The following is a 21,098-nucleotide window of genomic DNA, read 5'->3' on the forward strand; positions in this document are numbered from 1 at the left end:
ATTACTGGATTAAAGATACAACTTTAAGACAACTAGATGTGTTTATTTAGTGACAGACAAAGTTTATTTTTACCCACAAAAAATTAAATAATATCGATTAAAATCTACTAGCAAGACCGCTAATAGATAAAAACACACACGTTATGGCAAAAGCAGGAAAGATAGTAAAAACAGTTCTCAAAGTAATAGGCGTTATTCTTATTCTAATTATTGGGGCACTGATAGCAATTCCTTATTTCTTTAAGGATGAAATTCTGGATAGAGCAAAAGAATTTGCCAATGAACAAATTAATGCAGATTTAGATTTTGATAATGATCAAGTGAGTTTATCATTGTTGTGGACATTCCCTAATTTTAGTTTTAATATTGGTGATTTATCCGTAACAGGAAAAGAGGAGTTTGAAGGAAAAAAGTTGGCTCAAATAGGCAATTTTTACTTTACACTGAATCTGATGGATGTTTATAATGGAGAATATCGCATTAATGGTGTTACTCTAAGTGATGCGGATTTGTATATAAAAGTATTGAGAAATGGTAAAGCAAATTATGATATATTCGAGACCGAACCTTCGAAAGAAGAAAAAGGCGGAAGCAGCGATTTAGAATTGGCTATTGATTATTGGTCGGTAGAAAATACAAATTTTGTTTATGATGACAGAACAGCTGAGATTTATGTTGAAGTCAAAAATTTGAATCATAATGGTAGTGGTGATTTCTCAACAACTGTATTTGATTTGGAAACAGAAACAGATATTGAGGCATTAACGATTGCAATGGGGCAAGTTTCTTATTTGAAAAAGGCAGCAGTTAATGTAGATTTTAATGCCAATATAGATTTAGGGAAAAAGGTCTACAAAATTCAAGATAATACCTTTCGTTTGAATGACCTTGTCTTGAAATTGGATGGAGAGGTAGCTCAACCATCTGAGGATGATTTGAAAATGGATTTGAAATTCAATGCTCCGAATACAGCATTTTCAGAAGTCTTGTCTATGATTCCAGCAGCCTATACCAAAGATTTTTCTTCTGTTAAAACCAAAGGAGATTTTAAATTTAACGGCTATGCAAAAGGAATTTTAAATACTAAAAAAGAAAGTTATCCTGCGTTTGGAATTGATTTATCGGTCAAAGATGCAGAGTTTCAGTACCCTGATTTGCCATTGCCTGTAGAAGATATTAATACTAAGATATCGGTAAAAAGTCCTTCTTCAAATTTAGATAAGATGGCTATTGATGTGAGCCAGTTTCATGTTAAAATTGGTTTGAACCCTTTTGATGCTATGCTGAAACTGCGTACTCCTATTAGTGACCCTGATGTGGAAGCTAAAATAGATGGTACTATCAATCTGACCGAATTAGGAAAGGCATTTCCAATGGAAGGTGTTTCAAAGCTTTCAGGAATTGTTAAAGCCAACTTAGAGACCAATACAAAGATGTCTTATGTCAATAAGAAACAATACGATAAGGTTAAGATGAAAGGCTTGGTGATTGTTTCTAATGCTAACTATGTATCTGCGAATTTGCCTCCTGTAAAGATTCATACAATGGCACTCAATTTTACGCCGAATAATGTTGATTTACAGAATTTCGATTTAAAAGTAGGGAAAAGCGATGTCAAAGCTAGCGGAAAGTTAGATAACATTTTAACCTATTTTTCTAGAGATAAAATCATGAGAGGAGACCTAAAAGTCATCTCTAATATGCTAGATTTTAATGAAATTTTAGAAGCAGCAGGTGGGGCAACTTCTACTTCAGAAGAGTCCTCTAAAACCACTTCAGAAGAAGAGTTAGCAACCAGTATGCAAGATACGACAAGCTCCAAAAAAGCACCAATCTTTGATAGTTTTGAATTTGGGATGGATGTAGACTTGAAGCAGGTAAAGTATGATGTTTATGATGTTAAGAACTTTACAGCTAAAGGTAGTTTTGCACCAATGAGAGCAGAACTAAAAGATATGAGCTTGATGATTGGGAAAGTAGATTTGAGGGCAAAAGGTACTTTGGAGAATATTTACGGCTATTTGTTTGCGGATGAAATCATAGATGGAGAACTCACTTTGTATTCTAATTATATGAATTTAAATCAGTTTATGTCTGAGGATGGAACGGCTGTAGAAAAAGAAGAAGAAATTAATGAGGTGCCTGATGATTTGAGTCAAGTGGAAAATGATCTAGAACCAATGCAAATCCCTGGCAATATTAATTTTACGCTTTATGCAACGTTTAAAACATTGATTTATGATACTTATAATCTGAAGAATGTTCAAGCAGAGGCGCATGTTTATGATCATATATTGGATATTAATGCGTTGAGAGCAAATGCTTTTGGTGGTGCAATGGCTATGAATGGGAAGTATGATACGCAAGACCCTGCTAACCCCAAATTTAAGTTTGGGTACGATGCCTCAAAGGTAGATATTCAAAAAATTGCAAAACAAGTAGGGCTGTCTAAACGATTTTTGCCAATCTTAGAATCTGTCTATGGGCAGTTCAATTCTGAATTTGAAATCAATGGTGTTTTGGATAAAAATTTATACCCAGATTTAGGCTCTTTGTCTGCGAAGGGAATTTTAAAGACATTTAATACTACGATTAAGAATAACAAAAGTTTGGACGCCTTGAGTGATAAACTTAATATGGAAGATTTAAGTACATTGGATTTAGGAAATACAACCAATTTCTTTACCATAGAAGATGGACGTTTGAAAATTGATCCTGCAACGTATGCCGTAAAAGGAATGGATATCATTTTTGGAGGGTCACATGGTTTAGACAATACGTTGGATTATGATATGAAAATGCGTGTTCCTCGTGAGCTTTTATCTAAGAATGCCGCAGGCGCAGCTGCGAATAATGCTGTCAGTGCAGGTTTAGGAGCTTTGGGCGCACAAGCAGATAAATTAGGTATAAAGATACAGGATAGTGAGTATTTAAATCTAAATGTAGGTGTCGGTGGAACGGTTAAGAAACCTAAATTTAATGTCAAATTATTAGGAGCAGGAGGAAACGGTGACAAAGGGTTGGCTGGGCAAGCTGTGGATGCTGTTAAAGAAGAAGCGCAAAAGGTAAAGGATGAAATAGAAGCAAAAGCAAAGGCGGAAGCAGAACGAATTCGTGCAGAGGCAGAAGCAAAACTAAAAGCAGAACAAGAACGTTTGAAAAGAGAAGCAGAAGAAAAGGCAAAACAGTTGGCACAACAGGCGGTAAAAGATCCAAGCTCTGTTGTTGATAGCTTAAAGAATATCGACCCAAGTAAGATTATCAAAAATCCTGGAAATATTCTTAAAAATCCTGGTGGTCTTTTGGGCGGAGATAAAAACAAAGATGGGAACAAAAAAGGAGACGATAAAAAAACAAATCCTTTTGGTAAATTTAAAAATCCTTTTGGACCGAAATAGCTTTTTTAGCTTTGAATAGAATGCTCTGCTCTTAGGAAATATTTGTCTTAGGAGTAGAGCATTTGTTTTTATTGGAAGTGCTGTATTCTGGGCAAAGGGAATTTTTTATTGTTAAAATGGTTTATATCATTATCTTTGTGAAACTAGAAGCAGATAGGATTATTATCTTTTAAAGATCTTGATTTTAAATAGTGAAAAGACAACGTCTAGCAAATTATTAACAAGAGTAACATGAACATAGAATTAACAATAAAGGAAAATGTATCTAAAGCCATTGAAACGCTTTATGATAAAAAAATAGAACTAAATCAGGTTCAAATCAAACAAATTCCCAAGCACTTGGAAGGAGACTATAGTGTCATCACATTTCCTTTTGCCAAAGTATTAGGAAAGAAACCTAACGAGATTGCTGCTGAATTGGCTACTCAGTTAATGGCGCAAAGCAAGGTGATTGCAAATGCTATTTCGGCGGGACCTGGTTTTTGTAACTTGAGTATAGGAGATGCCTATTGGACCGATTTTGTGAAAGAGGTTTTAAAAAGTGAAGCTTATGGACAACATCCTTCAAAAAACGAAACGGTGGTGGTCGAATATTCTTCTCCAAATACGAATAAACCGTTGCATTTAGGGCATATTAGAAACAATCTTTTGGGCTATGCAACGGCTGAAATTCTTAAGGCAGCGGGATACGATGTGAAAAAAGTTCAAATTATCAACGATAGGGGGATTCATATTTGTAAGTCTATGTTGGCTTGGCAAAAATGGGGGAATGGCGCAACACCTGCCTCTAGCGAAATGAAAGGAGATCATCTCGTTGGTTTCTATTACGTGGAATTTGAAAAGCATTTTCAACAAGAGTATTCGGCTTGGCAAGAAACAGAAGTTGGTCAGCAGCATTTGACTGAATGGCTATCCAATGAAAAGAATGTTAAAAAAGCAGAAAAAGCCATTGAAAAGCAAAAGCAAAAAGCAATAAAAGAGGCAGAAAAAAATGATATTCCTGTTCCAACAGAAAAAGAATTAAGCCTTAAATACAATTTGAAAAACTATTTTTATAAAGAGGTTTATAAGAATAAGTATTTTAATAAATATAGTGTATTGGGGACTGCAGCTAAGAATATGCTTCAAAAATGGGAGGCAAATGATGCAGAAATCAAAAACCTTTGGAATACAATGAACAACTGGGTTTATGAAGGGTTTAAGGAAACCTATGAAACCTTAGGGGTTAATTTTGATAAGTTGTATTACGAATCCCAAACCTATCTGTCGGGCAAACAATTGGTCGTTGATGAATTGAAGTCTGAAAACTCTATTTTCTTTAAAAAGGATGATGGTTCTACTTGGATAGATTTGACCGATGTCAAATTGGATGAAAAAGTGGTCTTGAGAAGTGATGGAACATCTATGTATATTACACAAGACTTGGGAACTGCTGCTTTGAGATTCCAAGATTTTGGAATGGATAGAATGGTGTATGTTGTGGGGAATGAACAAGATTATCATTTTAAGGTGTTGTTTGAAACCTTGAAACGTTTGGGGCATAGCTTTGCCAATAATTGTCACCACTTGTCATACGGAATGGTCAATTTAACAACTGGTAGAATGAAATCTAGAGAGGGAACGGTAGTGGATGCCGATCATTTGATGGCTGATGTTATTGCAAATGTAAAAGCGGAATCTGAAAGTAGAGAGAAATTGACGGAGTTAACGGAAGCTGAAAAGGTGAAAATTTGGGAGGCAGTTGCTTTGGGAGCTTTGAAATTTTATATCTTAAAAGTAGAGCCTAGAAAAACCATGACATTTGACCCTAAGCAATCAATCGACTTGCAAGGACAAACCGGACCTTATATTCAAAATGCACACGTAAGAACGCAGTCTGTTCAGCGAATGGTGGTAGAGAAAGGGATAGAATTGGTGTCGTATGATCATTATCAATTGAGCGATGTAGAGCGTGATATTCTTGTCTTAGTACACGAATTACCAAGTACTATTGAAAAGGCGGCTCAAAATTACAATCCAGCAGATATTGCGAATTATCTCTACGATTTGGCAAAAGAATTTCATAAGTTCTGGGGAAATACAACGATTTTGGATGCGGCTAATCCTGCGGCAACTTCCTTCCGTTTAGATATGAGCAAAGCGGTGGCGGTAGCACTCAAAGCTGCGGGGCAGCTAATTGGTATGCAAATGCCAGATAGAATGTAGTGAAAAACGATTTTAGTGATCATAGAGCAATCTAGCATTTTGTGTTAGATTGCTTTTTTGTTGTAGAGAGGACTTATTTAGATTCCAGAAAATAATTTCCAACCTTGCTTTGAATTTCAAATAATTGGTTAAAAAAATACTAAAAGTCCTTTTTTCAAATACTAAAATATAAAAAGTAGAGTTTACTTAAATAGGGAAATAGAAATTGTCATACGACTTTTTATTACTTACAACACACTTTGTTTGTTAAGTCAGAGAACAGGAAATAAACGATCGAATAGATACCTTTGTCTGAAGAATCCCTTATTTTTAAATAAAACAATACTTACTTATAAGACAAACTAATACATTGAACGAATAACTTACCGAGGCTAGGTGAGTTGTCAAAGGATTACAAAACAAGTTTTATAAAGTCTCTTAAATAGAGTAGTAGTTCGTTGATTTTTTACTTTTTTACCAAAAAGATAAAAAAGCACATTTATATTAGTTTGATAATCAAAATTTTAATGCAAAACGCAGCAAAGGCGCAACTTGCTGATTATCAAACTAATAAAGTTTTTCAACGAACTATTGATAGAGACAATTAGGGATTAATCATTCAATGTATGCAATTATTTAAGATTGTTTTTATTGCCGTTTGGGCAATATCCACTCAACATTTGGTCGCACAAGAAATAGAGGCAGGGCTATTGGCTTGTGAAACAGCTGATACACCAGACTTATTGGCGCCACCAATTTCCAATATTGAACATTATTACAAAGAACTGATCGCTAAAGAAGGGCAAAATGCACGCTATCGTGCAAGTGATTTAGCTTTGCAAAAATACGGCTGTGACAAGGAAGAGTACAGTGCCAAACTGTATAATTTACTAGCAGAAGAAGCCTTTTTGATGCAGAACTATGAGGTGGCGAAATTGTACTATGACAAAGTTCTAGAAACAGAATTTGTGGCAGATTATTTTGCACAAGGTTTAGTTGCAGATCGAGCTAAATTAACAGCATTAGTGGGGCTTCGTAATATTGCCATGCAAGAGGAAGATTATTCAACTGCTTTGATTTTTCATCAGAGTTATGTCGACTCGTTGGAAAAAAATTGGAGAACCATTGCTGCACAGAATAAATTGGAGCACGATAAAATATTTGCAAAATGTTATCAAGCTTTAGGGCAGTCGGAACAAGCCATTAATTATTTGATGCCTTATGCTTTTGGTGCAGTAGCAGGAACTTATGGTACGATTGATAAAGAGGCGATTGACTATCTAACAGATTTGTTACGCACAAAATATCCTAAGAAAATATACAAACAGTTTCTAAATAATATAGCAATGCAAATTTATAGTGAGGAAAAAGGAGGGAAGGTGCTGTTTTTTCTGCAAGTCCTAGATAATAAGATTTATTTCCAAAATGATTCGGCAAATTATCAATATCGAGTGGCAGAAAACGCCTCATTGAGGGGGCAGGCAGTGGCACATTATCAACGAAAATTGTTGAATTCTTATTTTTATCAAAGTCTATTTCGGTAATTGTAAACTGTTTTAGTGTCATAATGGCACCTTTGATGAAAGTTTTAATGTCATTTTGTCATTTGTTTTTGTGTTTTTTGTACTTTTTGTCGCTTTTTGTTCTTTTTTTTTGATTGGTATTGGATTTGACTAATAGAAAAGCAACAACACAACAAAAAATATTTTAACAATACAACCATTAATCATCTTGTTCAAATAGATAAACGTTGAAAGATGATTGACATTAAACAACACAACAATTATGAGATTAGTAACAAGAAATTTCAATAGACCAACAATCAATACTTTTCCTAGTTTATGGAACGATTTATTTGCGGATGACTTTTTTGCCAAGCAAGCTAAGAACAAAAATACCTGCAATCCAGTTTATACCAACACACCAGCGGTAAACATCAAAAATAGAGCAGGGCATTATTTTATCGAAGTGGCTGCACCTGGCTTCAAAAAGTCAGACTTTTCGGTAGAGTTAGAAGATAGTACCTTGACAATTGCTGCAAAGAAAGTTGAGGAAAAAGCGACAGAAGGGGCAGGCGAAAAAACAGAAAAAGAGAGCTATACGCATCGTGAATTTACAAGCCGTTCTTTTAAAAGAGCATTTACTATCCCAGAAAAAGCAGTCGATGTTGATAAAATTGAAGCAAGTTATGAAGCTGGAGTTTTGGTTATTTCAATTCCTAAAAAGGAAGTAGAAGAAACAAAATTAAATATTGATGTTCTGTAAGCACTACGCTGTTGAAACCACGCAGTAGCAGCGCAGCAAACTAAGTAAAGCGATTTTGCGAAGTAAATCGTATTAGTAAGAATAAACGCACAAGTTTCCTTGGTAGCTACTTAGATAGAAAGAAGCGTAGATGATGTATACAATAGAAGATAAGCAATAAGTAGTTGCCAATTGTTCACCCTTTAAAACAAGAAAATAATGAGTAGTAGTAGTAATTATAGGTTTCAAGTCGTTTCGGATTCGTTCCGAAACGACCATTTTTCCATCTCAAAAGATGTGGGGGGAGTTGGAAAAGTACGTCCCAATTTAGAAGCGGTTGATTTTATGCCAAAAGTAATCTCTAGAGAAAAAAATAAAAGTTAAACAAAACTAGAGGTTTGGATGTTATAAAGACATAGAAATTACAACAGAAGAGTGGTCGTTTAAGACTATTTAAAAATAAGAAGGTCGCTTTGCGATAGATACGAAAATTAGCACCCCAAGGTGCTATAGGTCACGTTAAGACAACCCAAAGAAAAAAAATGTGCTATCTTGATATATTCGAGATGGCTTTTTTTGTTTTAAGAGGCACCTCTATTTTTAGAAATGATAGACAATTCCATTTATAAATTGATACCTCTTTCGAAAAAAAAAAGTTAAACAAAACGCAAATTTTTTCAAAAAAAGTTAAACAAAACTGGAGGTTTGAGTGTTATAAAGATATAGAAATTACAACACAATAGTAGTCTAAGACTACTTAAAAATAGGAAGGTCACTTGACGATAGATGCGAAGATTAGTACCAGTAGGCGCTATAGGTCACGACAAAGAAACCTCAAAGAAGAAATTATGCTGTCTTGATATATTCGAGATAGCTTTTCTTATTTTAGGAAAGAAAGAGTTTAATGAAAAAAAGCAATCATTTCTTTAGCGACAAGATTTTCCAAGCCTTCTTTATGCCCTAGTAAATTATCATCAATAAATTGCTGTAATAAACAAAGAATCTCTTTTTCTGCTTTAGATTGCAAAGGAAGCATGGCATTGTTAAGATATATTCTACGAGGTGTTGTATAAGGAATTAAGTCATCGTCAAGGTTGGGTAAAAAATCAATTTTAATTTTTTGATTTGTATGTAATTCAAGTTGCAGCATTAAACTGCAAGGTTGGGGTGGAACCCAAGCATGAACTTGTTTGATTTCGGAGTAGTTGGGAATAAAGAAAACGGTCATATTGGTGCGGTGATGTTTATGTTAGCAAGCTCAAATCAAGTCTTGTTTTTTCATCCATTTTCTAGCTTCACGATAAGTAAGAGGCGACAACAAGTCTTGGTAAGATGTTGTAAAGTGTATCACCGCTTCTGCGTTAGTTTTGGAATATTCTCTCAATGCCCAACCACTAGCTTTCTGAACAAAGAACTCTTTGGAATCTGCACGACCTAAAATATAATCGAATAAGATTTGTTGATTGGTTTTATCTTTGTATTTTAATTGAAATATAATTGCTACCCTTTGCAACCAAAAATTGTCTGACTCAATCCATTTTTGGGTATAAGGAATGGTGTGTTTTGGATATTTTAAAAGCATTGCTCCAATAAGCCTTGGAGCTAAATAATCTACTGTATCCCACCAAGATTTTTGAACCACAAGTTGTTCCCATAGGTTTAACCAACTAGGAGATGATTTTTTGATAGATTGATGCATAAGATCTAATGCGTGGTATTGTAATTCACGATAAGGACTTTCCCATAAAGCCTGAACAAGTGAGGGAAGTTCCTCTAGGGTAGGGCGTGTTCTTGTTTCCCAAAACGATTTACATAATTTTTGGCGAGCAGGTTTTTTTAATCCAAAAAAATCAAATTGATTGCGCATATAGCCAGCCATAATAGGGGCGTCTACTGGGTTTTGGTGAGCACTTAGAAAAGTGCTTAACTCTGCTGTGATTTGTTGTGAATCCATGTAGAAAACGATTTGTAGCAACCAATTGAGAATACGGTGATTATTAAAATCAAAAATAAAATAAAATTTTTTATTTAATTAAACAGTTAGTTAAAATTTGACATGATTTTTGCTGTTGAAAAGGTACAAAAAATCAATCCATTTATAAAAAAAAAGATAGCTTAGAGAAGACTTCAAACTCAAGTTTATTTTACAAACGGGACTAGTATATATGTATAAAATTGGCGTTAGCAAGGTCGAGATGACCTATTTTAAAGAAGGAGCAGGAATGTTAGGGTATGGCATGCATTTTCATAAAATAGAAGGTGTAGAAACTCCCCAATATGCACGTGCTTTTGTTGTTGAAAATGACCATAAAAAAGTTGTTTTTGTGAATGCAGATTTCTGTTTTTCAACAAACTATCTTAAAACCAGAGTGCTTACTCGTTTAGTGTCGGAAAAACCAGAATTGGGCTATTCGGATGCAAATGTAATGATTACAGCACAGCATACACACAGTGCGGCGGGTGGGTATACTCAACATTTGGCGTATAATTTTACAACCCCTGGTTTTAAAGAGGATGTTTGTATGCGTTATGCAAATGCTATTTTTGATGCTATTGTCCTAGCAGATAAGAATAAGAAACCTGGCAATATCAGCCATCACAAAGCTATGTTTGATAAGGACGCTGAAATATGTTTTAATCGTTCTATTCGTGCTTACAATCAAAACCCAGAAGTTGGCGTACGTATTCCTATGAAAAAACGTCATTTGGCTGCTGATCGAACCATGAAATTATTGCGATTTGATGATGCTGATGGGAAACCTATTGGTAGTTTGAACTGGTTTGGCGTACACACAACTAGTGTTTCAAATCGCTATCGCAAGGTTTGTTATGATAATAAAGGATATGCAGCTGATATGTTTGAAAATTATCTTCAAGAGAAATATGATAACAAAGATATTGTAACAGGTTTTGCACAAGATGCAGCAGGAGATATTAGCCCTAACTTTATATGGGATCGTAGAAATAGAGAGTACCGTGGAAAGCATTTGGATGATTACGAAAGTGCGGCTTATAATGGAAAACTGCAAAGCGATAAAGCCAAAGAGATTTTTGAATCTGCTTCTAAGATTGGTAAAAAAATAGAAGGCGATATTGATTATTTATTGATGTATGCAGATATGTCGGATGTTGGTATTGACGAATCTTATACAGGAGGGCTAAAACATGAAACGACAAGTGATCCAACTTGGGGAATGTCTTTTTTGGAAGGAACCACAGATGGTCAAGGAGCAGCTAAGATTGTAGGGCAAGCAGTTCGTGTGTTTTTGGGATCAATTCGTCAAGTCGAAGTGATGGCAGCTAGAATGAGCAAAGACGAGGCACGTCAGAAAAGAGTAATTGGTTATTATAATGCGCATCACCCTAAGGCAATTGTTATTAATCATGCAACAGGGGTAACAGCAGGCGCTATACATCCTGAGAAGTTGGTCGTTCCTGGATTTGTTGATCCGTCGATTAAATTTATCAAATTTGCCAATAAGGTAGGTTATGGGAAAAAAACACCTTGGATACCTAAAATTTTACCATTGCAAATTTTTATTATTGGCAATATGGCAATTGTGGGCGTACCTTCAGAAATAACAACGATTGCAGGAGCTCGCTTGCGCAAGACGGTAGCAAATGTACTAGAAGAACGAGGCGTTTCAGAAGTTTTATTGTCTCCTTATGCGAATTCTTATGCAGGCTATATTACCACCTACGAAGAGTATCGTTTGCAATTGTATGAGGGAGGTCATACGCTGTTTGGCAAATGGACTTTAGCGGCTTATCAGATGAAGTTTAGACAGATGGCAGAGGAACTTTTGAAAGCTCCTGAAGATCGAAAGAAGGTTGCCTTACAGCCCGAAATATTCGATATGAAGGATATTTGGACAGGTATGGATGACTTAGGTATATTGGCTGCCTTAGAGGCTACGGATGAATTGCTTGAATCGGGAGAGGAAGAAGAAGAAAAAGACGAAGAAGAAGCGGTTTAATAAACGGTGTTATTAGTAATCACTATCCTAATCAATAATTAATGAAGAAAAGAACTTATCCATATTATAAAAATGCATTTGAAGGACAAGCAATGCCCTTTGCCTATGTTGATTTAGATTTTTTTGATCAAAACATAAAAGATATTCTAGAGCGTGCCAATAGAAAAAATATTCGGATTGCATCTAAGTCGATTCGTTGTGTTCAGTTGATGCGCCGAATATTGGATTATAGCGACCAGTATCAAGGAATTATGTGTTTTACTGCAACCGAAGCGGTTTGGTTGAGTCGCCAAGGCTTTGACGACCTGTTGGTTGCTTATCCTACGTTTCAGGCAAAGCATATTGAAGGCGTTGCCCAAGAAGTTCAAAAAGGGAAAAAAATCTATTTAATGACGGATAAGTTAGAGCATCTTCAGCAGATTAATAAAATTGGTGAACGCTTGAAGGTGAAAATTCCTATTTGCATGGATTTGGATGTTTCTAGTGATTTTCCTGGGTTGCATTTTGGCGTTTATCGATCTAGTTTGTGTACCCTAGAATCTGTTAAAATCTATTTGGAGCAGTTGAAAAAATTCCCTTTTGTAAACTTGAAGGGGATAATGGGCTATGAAGCACAAATTGCAGGGGTGGGAAATCAAGTGCCGCATCAAGGAGTTAAAAATAGGTTGATCAGAATATTACAAAGACGCTCTATTAAGGAAATACGAGAGCGCAGAGGAAAAGCAATCGAGTTGGTAAAGGAGGCAGTTGGTGCACTAGACTTTGTGAATGGAGGAGGGACTGGAAGTGTGGAAGTGACTAGCGAAGAGGAGGGCATTACAGAAGTAGCTGTGGGCTCAGGATTTTATACCCCTACTTTATTTGACAATTACGAGCATTTTCAACATTTGCCAGCGTCAGGGTATGCCATAGAGATTGTGCGCCAACCGCAACAACAAATTTATACTTGTTTGGGAGGTGGTTATGTTGCTTCTGGTCCTTTGGGGATCGACAAATTACCCAAACCTTATCTTCCCGATGGTTGTGAACTCTACCCCAATGAAATGGCAGGCGAAGTTCAAACGCCTATTTATTATAAAGGAAAAGAATCGTTGCAGATTGGCGACCCTATTTTTTTTCGACATAGTAAGGCTGGAGAACTATGCGAGCGATTCAACGAGTTGTTATTGCTGAAAGGAGGTAAAGTAGTAGAAAAAACAGAAACGTATAGAGGAGCAGGGCAATGCTTTTTGTAATGATGCGAATAGTTATTTTTATAATAACCATAAATGCCTAACCATAAAATCAATGGAGGGTGACTAAAGCTATCGGAAAAATATTAAATTTTTTGTAGCTTTATTAGCTACAATAGTTTGTTGATTTTTATACAGTAATTGCTTCCAATTTAACGGAACGATATTGCACGGAGTTAGTTTATAATTCATTAGCTTGTTCTAAACGAAAATTGTGAGAGAGGGCAACTAATTCACTATATTACTATAACATCAATTAATTTGCTGAAATGATAGAAGGACTTATCAAGAGCGTTGCTAAAAAAGGAACCCAATGGTCTAATTGGGCTGGTAATGTAGCGTGTGTTGCGGAGCATATTTTTTATCCTAGAACAGAAGCGGACATAATCGAAGTGATTCAGTTGGCAGCAAGAGAAGGAAAACAGATACGGGTGGTTGGAGAAGGGCATTCTTTTTCGCCTTTGATAGCAACGGATTGCTTTATTCTATCGCTCACTTATATGACTGGAATTATTGACGTAGACAAAGATAATTTGCAGGCAACAGCTTGGGCAGGAACGTCGATTAATAAGGCAAATGCAGCGTTGTTTAAGTTTGGAGTAGCTATGATTAATTTGGGCGATATTGATGTTCAGAGCTTAGCGGGGGCAACGGCTACGGGAACACATGGCACGGGAACTGCTTTCGGAAATGTTAGCACAGAGATTGTTGCCTTTACAATTGTTACTGCCGATGGTAGAATTCTTAATTGTTCTAAGGATGAAAATGCAAGATTATTTGCGGCAGGAAGAGTGTCACTAGGGGCTTTAGGAGTGATTACTAAAATAACTTTTAATGTAGTAGAAGCTTACAAATTGGAATATAAATCCTCTGCCAATGATTTTTATGAAACGTTAGATGCGTTAGAAGCTTACAATCAAAAAAACAGAAATTTTGAATTTTATTATTTCCCATATTCCAATCAATTGCAACTAAAAGAGTCCAATGTCACAGATAAGCCTATCAAACACAATAAAATTTTAGCTCATATCAATGATGTATTTTTGGAAAATACAGTTATGAAATTGGTCTGTAAAGTTGGGGTTGCTTTTCCTAGTTTGACCAAAACATTGGGTCGATGGATGGCAAAAGCAGTGCCCAAAGGTGTTACCATAGATTATAGCCACGAAATTTATGCAACTGTTCGTGATGTGCGTTTCAAAGAAATGGAATATAATATTCCGATAGAGCACTTTAAAACTTGTATTCGAGCGTTCAAAGAGCTGTTGGAGGAAAAGGAATACGAGGTGTTTTTTCCTGTGGAATGCCGTTTTGTAAAAGGAGATGATATTTGGTTGAGTCCAGCTTATGGGCGAGATTCGGCTTATATTGCTGTTCATGTGCCAGCAGCGGCTGAACACAACCCTTATTTTAAAGAGATGGAAGCTTTATTTATGCGTTATGACGGGCGACCACATTGGGGTAAAATGCACACAAGAACAGCAGAGAGTTTATCGGCTACTTACGAAAAATGGGATGACTTTTTGGCACTTAGAGCAGAATTAGACCCTAATGAGCTATTTTTGAATCCTCATCTTAAGAAAGTCTTTGGATTAGAATAGATAATATTGTTCCTTACTTGCCAATTGTAGTGTTTTTAAACACCATCCAATGAAATTTAGGATGGTTTTGATCTTTGTGTTTTAATTCATCTTTCATTTCTTGGTGCAATAGGGGCAAGGCGTGAAAAGGAACCGCAGGATAAGCATGATGTTCGGCATGGTACGGCATGTTCCACATTAAGAACTTGACAAAGGAGGGCGCAGCAATACTTCTCGTTTTTTCTAAAATAGAACCTTCGTGAGGAAGTCCGTTGTGTTCTGCTGCGGTGTAACTTGCCAACATACAATGCCCAATTAATAAACCTACGAACAATCCCCAAAAGCCATTGTTAACAAATAGAGCCAATCCAACGATGCTCAATTGCACCATCAATATTGCCCAAGATTCTAAGACTATTTTTAAACGAACTTCTGGACGGATAAACGGATAGACATTTTTGCGCATAAACTCTGGCATTCCCAAGGCTCCAACAATCGTCATTCCTAGTTTGAACATAAATAGAGGAAAGCCCGATAACCAAGTTAGGTAAAAAGGCAAACTGCTTACAACAGAGGGAATGGCTTTGCCGCCCAATGATATTTCTGGATCTAGACCAGGTTCGTGGGTATGGCGATGATGTGTAAAATGTAATTCTCTGAAAATACTAGAGGGGTAGATATAGCTAAGTCCAGTTATAAAAGCGATGATTCGATTGAGTTGGGGAGACTTGAAGGCTGTGTTGTGTACGCATTCATGTTGACAGGCAAAAAGACTGCAAACTAACATTCCAAATATTAATAAAAAAACAATTAATAGGATGGTAGAATGATTCCAACTCCACACAATTCCTATCCCCATACTTACAAAAAGACTATACATACTTATAAAACGACTTAAAGCAGTCGTATTATTTTTCTTCAAGAGTTTTTGCATGACTTGGGGATTTATATGGGGACTTTTGTAGAAACTTTCTTGCATAATCTTGATGTTTTGGCACTTAAAAACAAAGGCTTAGTGGCATGGTAAAATACCAATTTTTGATCTGAATATTTCTATGAAATAATTTTTTTTGAATAAAAAATTTAAAATCTAAGAAGGATTAATTCCCAGAACCCTTTTTTTTATTAAAAAATTAATATCTTGTTGTTTCGTGCTTGATTTTAAATGCTGTATTTTTTGGCAAGATTATAGCCACTTATAAAGCATTTGATAGCACAGATAGACAAGATATTATATCATAAAAAGGTTCTTTTAGAGACAATTGGAGAAAACTATTCATGGGAATAATATGTTTGGCAAGATGTCGGAGAAAGAACTATTAAAAAATAACGTATTATGCAAGAGGAGAAGAATGGAATTGATGGAACAACGTCTCCCAAAAGAACAAAAGAATGGAATAGCATACACCAAATGAAAGCCTCTAACTCATGGACGGTTTTTAAAGTAATTGCTGAGTTTGTAGATGGTTACGAGCGTATGAATAAAATAGATCCTTGTGTATCTATTTTTGGTTCAGCACGTACCAAACCAGACAATCCTCATTATAAACTAGCCGAGCGTGTTGCTGGCTTGTTGGTAGAAGAAGGATATGGAATTATTACAGGAGGGGGACCTGGTATCATGGAAGCTGCCAACAAAGGGGCAAAAGAGAGCGGTGGTACATCAGTAGGACTTAATATTGATTTGCCTTTTGAGCAAGGTTACAATCCTTATATAGATGTAGATAAAGTATTTAACTTCAACTATTTCTTTATTCGTAAAGTTATGTTTGTGAAGTATGCACAAGCTTTTGTTGTGTTGCCTGGTGGGTTTGGAACCATGGACGAATTGTTTGAGGTATTGACATTGGTGCAAACTAAGAAAATTGCTAAAATTCCAATCGTATTGATGGGTACAGACTTCTGGAAAGGCATGATTGAATGGATCAAAGGGTCTTTATTAGAGAAATATGCTACGATTAGCGCGCACGACTTGGATTTGATTCCAATTACAGATTCGCCAGAAGATGTTGTGAAAATTATTAACGATTTCTATGAAGCAGAGGAGTTAAAGCCAAATCTGCCCTACTAGATCGTTGCAAGAGTACAATGATTTATGATTGTTGCACCTGTTTATAAAACGAAGTTGCAGATTATTCTTCATTGCTTGCACAGCGCCTTTTTTTAAGATATTTAGTCCTCCCAGTTCTTAATTGAGGGGACTTTTTTTATTTTTATTAAAAATGTATAAAAAGGATTGAAATAAGAAACCGAAAATATAATAAGATAGGAATGACAAAAGAAGAATATGTAAGTACTTTTAGGGAAGAAGAATCAGTGGGGTGGCTTTTTTTAGATCGACAGTTGGAAACAGTGTATGGTAGCGTAGAACCTCGACATTATGCTGCTGAAGTGCCTTATGTGATAGGTGGGAATGATCCTTTAGATGGTGTCAGTATATACGATTCAGAGGCACAAAACAAACATTATCATTTGATTACTTATGGAATGTCCGAATTGTATTATGACGAAGAATTAGTTGGTGGAGATTTCAGTAAATGGGGATTTGAATTTACATTTCGATTGAAGCCTTTTGAAGCGGATGAAGGCGATCCATTTTGGGCAATAGAGGTATTGAATAATTTGGCGCGTTATGTATTTGAAACAGGCAATTGGTTTGAAGAAAATCACTTTGTACCTATCAATGAGCCAATTCGATTAGAGACAGATACGGATATTGTTGGTTTAATCTTTGTTCAAGATCCAGAACTAGGCAAAATAGAAACACCTCATGGAGATGTGACGTTTCTACAAATGGTAGGTATTACCTCTAAGGAGTTAGACACCTTATTAGAAAATCCAACAACAGAAGCAGTAGAGGCTTTAGCCAACAACTTGAAAAAAGATAATCCTTTGCTGATTACGGATTTGAACCGAAAGTAAAATGTAACGCACATTCTATTAGTTTGATGCATATTATGCAGCTAACTATTGTGTTACAAAACAGTCAATTTATAGCATACAAAAAGACAGAATAGATGGATTTAATGACACCCAATAAAATAGAAGAAGATAACTTAAGTTACCAAAAACCTCCAAAGGAAATTTTAGATTTAGTAGACGTACCTCGGGCGCCATTTGTACAAGTAGATCGAAAAGGAAAGTATATGCTGTTTATTTACAGGGATAGTTATCAGACAATTGCAGCACTTTCGGAGGAGGAATTACGTTTGGGAGGGTTACGGGTTAATCCTATTACAAATATTGGGAGTCGAACTATTTATTATAATAACCTACAACTAAAATTATTACAAGATAAAGAAATTACGCAGGTCAGTGGCTTGCCAGCAATGCCTAAGTTAGCCAATTTTATTTGGTCGCCCTGCCAAACGAAATTAGCATTTACACACACAACTTCAACAGGAGCAGAAATTTGGGTGTTGGATATGGAAACAGCCCAAGCTCGTGCGTTAACTCCTGCTACTGCCAATGCCAACTTAGGAAATCCTATTGTTTGGTTTGAAGATAGTCAATCGTTGTTGGTTAAACTATTGCCCTCTTCAAGAATGAACTTAATTGATACCGATACCGCCGTTCCTACAGGACCAACAATATCTGTTAGCGATGGTTCTAAGGCACAAAACAGAACGTATCAAGATTTGTTAAAAAATCGAAATGATGAGCATAATTTTGAAGTACTAACAACATCTGAGTTATACAAAGTGGATTTAGATGGTCAACATACAAAATGGCTGGAAGTATCGGGTATGTATCGTTCTTGTTTGGTTTCTCCTAATGGCGAATATGTACAAGTAACGACAATACATCCTCCTTTTTCTTATTTGGTACCTTATACTAGATTTCCACACATAACTCGATTATATACAAGAAAAGGTGATTTGGTTCAAACGATTAATGATGTTCCTCTAACAGAAGATATACCAAAAGGATTTATGTCTGTTCGAAAAGGGCGTAGATTGTTGCAATGGAGAAATGACAAGGCTGCTAGTTTAATTTGGGCAGAAGCTTTGGACGAAGGAGACGCAGGAAAGGAAGTGCCATTTAGAGATGCAGTTTATGAACTGGCAGCTCCTTTTACAGAAAAACCTAGGTTATTACTTAAAACAATCAACCGCTTTGATTCTATTGAATGGGGAAGCGAAACGTTTGCCATTGCGCATGATTATTGGTGGAATACTAGAAATACAAAAGTATACGGATTTAATCCTTCCAATGCGTCAGAGCAACCTGTAGTTATTTTTGATCGAAATTATCAAGATAAATATAGTGATCCTGGTCTGTTTTTGACAGAGAAAAACAAATTCAATCGAACAGCATTAACGATTAAAGAAAATGCTTTGTTTTTAATAGGAGAAGGACATTCCGAAGAAGGACAATTTCCTTTTGTAGATCAGCTAAATTTAGAGAACAACGAAACAAAGCGCCTTTATCAAGCGGAAGATAAACATACGTTAGAATCAATTTATTTTCCAATTGACTTGGAGAAAGGTTTGTTTATTGTTCGTATAGAAGCGCCAACAGCTTATCCGAATTATTATATTCGAAATATTTTCGAAAAGGATGACTTACAGCAAATAACGGCATTTGAAAATCCGTTTAAAAGCATTCAAGATGTCCACAAAGAGGTCATTAAATACACAAGAGAAGATGGCGTAGAACTATCTGGTACCCTGTATTTGCCTATAGGATATGATCGAGCAAAAAAAGAGAAAAAGCCCATGATTATGTGGGCTTATCCTCGCGAGTACAAAGATAATAATAGTGCTGGACAAGTAACAACAAGTTCCAATGAGTTTATCTATCCATTTTATGGTTCGATGGTGTATTGGGTAGCGCGAGGATATGTAGTATTGGATGATGCCTCTTTCCCAATAGTAGGAACAGGCGAAGAAGAACCTAACGATACGTTTAGAACACAATTGGTTGCTAATGCTAAGGCAGCCATTGATGCTGTAGATGCTTTGGGATATATAGATCGAGAACGAGTTGCAGTAGGAGGGCATTCATATGGCGCATTTATGACGGCTAATTTATTATCTCACTGTGATTTGTTTGCAGCAGGAATTGCTCGAAGCGGTGCTTATAATCGTACTTTAACACCCTTCGGATTTCAAAGTGAAGAACGCAATTATTGGGAAGCACCAGATGTATACAATGCTATGTCTCCCTTTATGCATGCGCATACGATGAAAACACCGTTATTACTGATTCATGGAGAGGCAGATAATAATTCGGGAACTTATCCATTGCAGTCGGAGCGTTATTTTAATGCTTTAAAAGGCTTAGGAGCGACAGCGAGATTGGTTATGTTGCCTAAAGAAAGCCATGGTTATAGTGCCAAGGAATCGATCTTGCATCTACTGTGGGAGCAAGATACTTGGTTGGAAAAATACCTCAAATAAAAGAACGGGCTACTGAATACTCCATAAAGTATTCAGTAGCCTGTTTGTAATTAATAATAAGTAAGTGGACAGAAAAAAGTATAGTTAAAAATGTAATTGTTTTTAGTGCTGTTCAAAGAAAAGAATTGAAGTTTTAGCGGGCTAAAACGAGATTTTTTGATGAAGAACAGTGCAAAAAGAATTCTATTTTGCCTATAAATTTTTATGAACGATTACTTATAAGCCTCAATTATTGTAGGTCTATTGGCACCACAATTCTACTTGTCATAGTTATACAGTTTGTAGCGCTCAATCAATTCAATCAAGATAGATGGGTATCTAGGATTGGTCGCATAACCTGCTTTTCGTAACCCTTTTGCCCATCCTTTGTAATCGTTGCGTTTTAATTTAAACAAATCTTTATAACGGCTGCTATTGGTCAAAAAATAAGAGTGTTCTTTGTAAGCATCATTCCCGTTTTTGAATACTCGGTAACAGCTTCCTTTATACTGAATTTTCTTACCTGTCCAACCACTACCACATTTAATTCCAAAGTGATTGTTCGATTTTTTTGCTAAAGGACTACTTCCATAGCCTGATTCCAAAATACCTTGGGCTAGTTTTATACTAGCAGGAATGCCCGTTCGGATGCTTTCAGATATGGCAATACGTTTGTATTGCTCCACATAAGCAACAGCATTTGATGGTCCTTTTATCGTATATTTTGCAGCATTGGAGCTACTAGAAGTTGTCGGAGGTTTGGAACTAGTGGTTGTTCTAGATGTGGTACAAGCACTGGTTAATGCGGTTAAAATACAAATAAAGAACAAATACTTTACGGACATAATCTATTGTGTTTTTAATGCGATTAGAATTATTGTATCGTAACGAATGCTTTGGAGAATTTCGTATTCCTAATTCGTTCGAATGAAGCAAAGCGCAAAAGTAGTATTTCTATTGTTTGGATAGAAATTAGCATGCAAAAATATTGGTATGATCATGCATATTCCAACTTTATGCCAAATAAGAGGAATGCTCCAATTGTCTTGTATACTGTATTCCGTGTTTAAAAGAATAAAAACAATTGTTTTAGAAAGGAGGG

The 21,098-nt window shown here is 35.9% G+C and carries 15 protein-coding genes; 11 read left to right on the top strand and 4 right to left on the bottom strand.

The window, feature by feature from the left end; translation table 11 throughout:
* Window positions 1–143: 143 nt before the first annotated feature.
* The 5 genes from CG11_RS02660 to CG11_RS30070 all read left to right on the top strand — a co-directional run bounded on the left by CG11_RS02660 (window position 144) and on the right by CG11_RS30070 (window position 8,210).
* Window positions 144–3,398 carry an AsmA-like C-terminal region-containing protein gene (locus CG11_RS02660; RefSeq protein ID WP_052592843.1) on the top strand — a complete coding sequence of 1,085 codons (3,255 nt, stop codon included), beginning with the start codon at window positions 144–146 and terminating at the stop codon, window positions 3,396–3,398.
* Window positions 3,399–3,629: 231 nt separating this feature from the next.
* The gene (gene argS, locus CG11_RS02665; RefSeq protein ID WP_052592845.1) at window positions 3,630–5,603 is read left to right on the top strand and encodes an arginine--tRNA ligase; all 1,974 of its coding nucleotides are present in this window, start codon (window positions 3,630–3,632) and stop codon (window positions 5,601–5,603) included.
* 605 nt (window positions 5,604–6,208) lie between these two features.
* Entirely contained in the window at window positions 6,209–7,126 is a 918-nt protein-coding gene (locus CG11_RS02670; protein WP_052592847.1) for a hypothetical protein, read from the top strand.
* 241 nt (window positions 7,127–7,367) lie between these two features.
* Window positions 7,368–7,847 (top strand): Hsp20/alpha crystallin family protein, encoded by a 480-nt coding sequence (locus CG11_RS02675; protein ID WP_052592849.1) that lies wholly within the window; start codon window positions 7,368–7,370, stop codon window positions 7,845–7,847.
* A gap of 198 nt (window positions 7,848–8,045) precedes the next feature.
* Window positions 8,046–8,210 carry a hypothetical protein gene (locus tag CG11_RS30070; RefSeq protein ID WP_156039636.1) on the top strand — a complete coding sequence of 55 codons (165 nt, stop codon included), beginning with the start codon at window positions 8,046–8,048 and terminating at the stop codon, window positions 8,208–8,210.
* A gap of 517 nt (window positions 8,211–8,727) precedes the next feature.
* Here the strand turns inward: CG11_RS30070 and CG11_RS02680 are convergent.
* Together CG11_RS02680 and CG11_RS02685 are read right to left on the bottom strand one after the other, a co-directional pair.
* Window positions 8,728–9,054 (bottom strand): hypothetical protein, encoded by a 327-nt coding sequence (locus CG11_RS02680; RefSeq protein ID WP_052592851.1) that lies wholly within the window; start codon window positions 9,052–9,054, stop codon window positions 8,728–8,730.
* Between the two features lie 30 nt (window positions 9,055–9,084).
* Complete coding sequence (locus tag CG11_RS02685; protein WP_052592853.1) at window positions 9,085–9,780, bottom strand: DNA alkylation repair protein; 696 nt, start codon at window positions 9,778–9,780, stop codon at window positions 9,085–9,087.
* Window positions 9,781–9,991: 211 nt separating this feature from the next.
* Between CG11_RS02685 and CG11_RS02690 the strand changes: the two genes are divergently transcribed.
* From CG11_RS02690 to CG11_RS02700, 3 genes are all read left to right on the top strand, one after another.
* Complete coding sequence (locus tag CG11_RS02690; protein ID WP_052592855.1) at window positions 9,992–11,803, top strand: neutral/alkaline non-lysosomal ceramidase N-terminal domain-containing protein; 1,812 nt, start codon at window positions 9,992–9,994, stop codon at window positions 11,801–11,803.
* Between the two features lie 41 nt (window positions 11,804–11,844).
* Window positions 11,845–13,038 carry an amino acid deaminase/aldolase gene (locus CG11_RS02695; RefSeq protein ID WP_052592857.1) on the top strand — a complete coding sequence of 398 codons (1,194 nt, stop codon included), beginning with the start codon at window positions 11,845–11,847 and terminating at the stop codon, window positions 13,036–13,038.
* A gap of 266 nt (window positions 13,039–13,304) precedes the next feature.
* Window positions 13,305–14,636, top strand: a complete 1,332-nt coding sequence (locus CG11_RS02700; protein ID WP_052592859.1) for a D-arabinono-1,4-lactone oxidase — start codon at window positions 13,305–13,307, stop codon at window positions 14,634–14,636.
* Window positions 14,637–14,649: 13 nt separating this feature from the next.
* Here CG11_RS02700 and CG11_RS02705 read toward each other — a convergent pair whose 3' ends face one another.
* The gene (locus tag CG11_RS02705; protein ID WP_081909442.1) at window positions 14,650–15,594 is read right to left on the bottom strand and encodes a fatty acid desaturase; all 945 of its coding nucleotides are present in this window, start codon (window positions 15,592–15,594) and stop codon (window positions 14,650–14,652) included.
* A gap of 432 nt (window positions 15,595–16,026) precedes the next feature.
* Between CG11_RS02705 and CG11_RS02710 the strand changes: the two genes are divergently transcribed.
* From CG11_RS02710 to CG11_RS02720, 3 genes are all read left to right on the top strand, one after another.
* Window positions 16,027–16,686: a TIGR00730 family Rossman fold protein gene (locus CG11_RS02710; RefSeq protein WP_368667153.1), complete on the top strand. Its 660-nt coding sequence runs from the start codon at window positions 16,027–16,029 to the stop codon at window positions 16,684–16,686.
* A 200-nt stretch (window positions 16,687–16,886) separates the two neighbouring features.
* Window positions 16,887–17,537 carry a suppressor of fused domain protein gene (locus CG11_RS02715; protein WP_052592867.1) on the top strand — a complete coding sequence of 217 codons (651 nt, stop codon included), beginning with the start codon at window positions 16,887–16,889 and terminating at the stop codon, window positions 17,535–17,537.
* A 95-nt stretch (window positions 17,538–17,632) separates the two neighbouring features.
* Complete coding sequence (locus CG11_RS02720; RefSeq protein WP_052592870.1) at window positions 17,633–20,017, top strand: prolyl oligopeptidase family serine peptidase; 2,385 nt, start codon at window positions 17,633–17,635, stop codon at window positions 20,015–20,017.
* 257 nt (window positions 20,018–20,274) lie between these two features.
* Here the strand turns inward: CG11_RS02720 and CG11_RS02725 are convergent, their stop codons facing one another.
* The gene (locus CG11_RS02725) at window positions 20,275–20,841 is read right to left on the bottom strand and encodes a glycoside hydrolase family 73 protein (protein ID WP_052592873.1); all 567 of its coding nucleotides are present in this window, start codon (window positions 20,839–20,841) and stop codon (window positions 20,275–20,277) included.
* Between the last annotated feature and the right edge of the window lie 257 nt (window positions 20,842–21,098).

Origin of the sequence: Aureispira sp. CCB-QB1, from assembly GCF_000724545.1 — a bacterium.
Classification (GTDB): Bacteria; Bacteroidota; Bacteroidia; order Chitinophagales; family Saprospiraceae; genus Aureispira.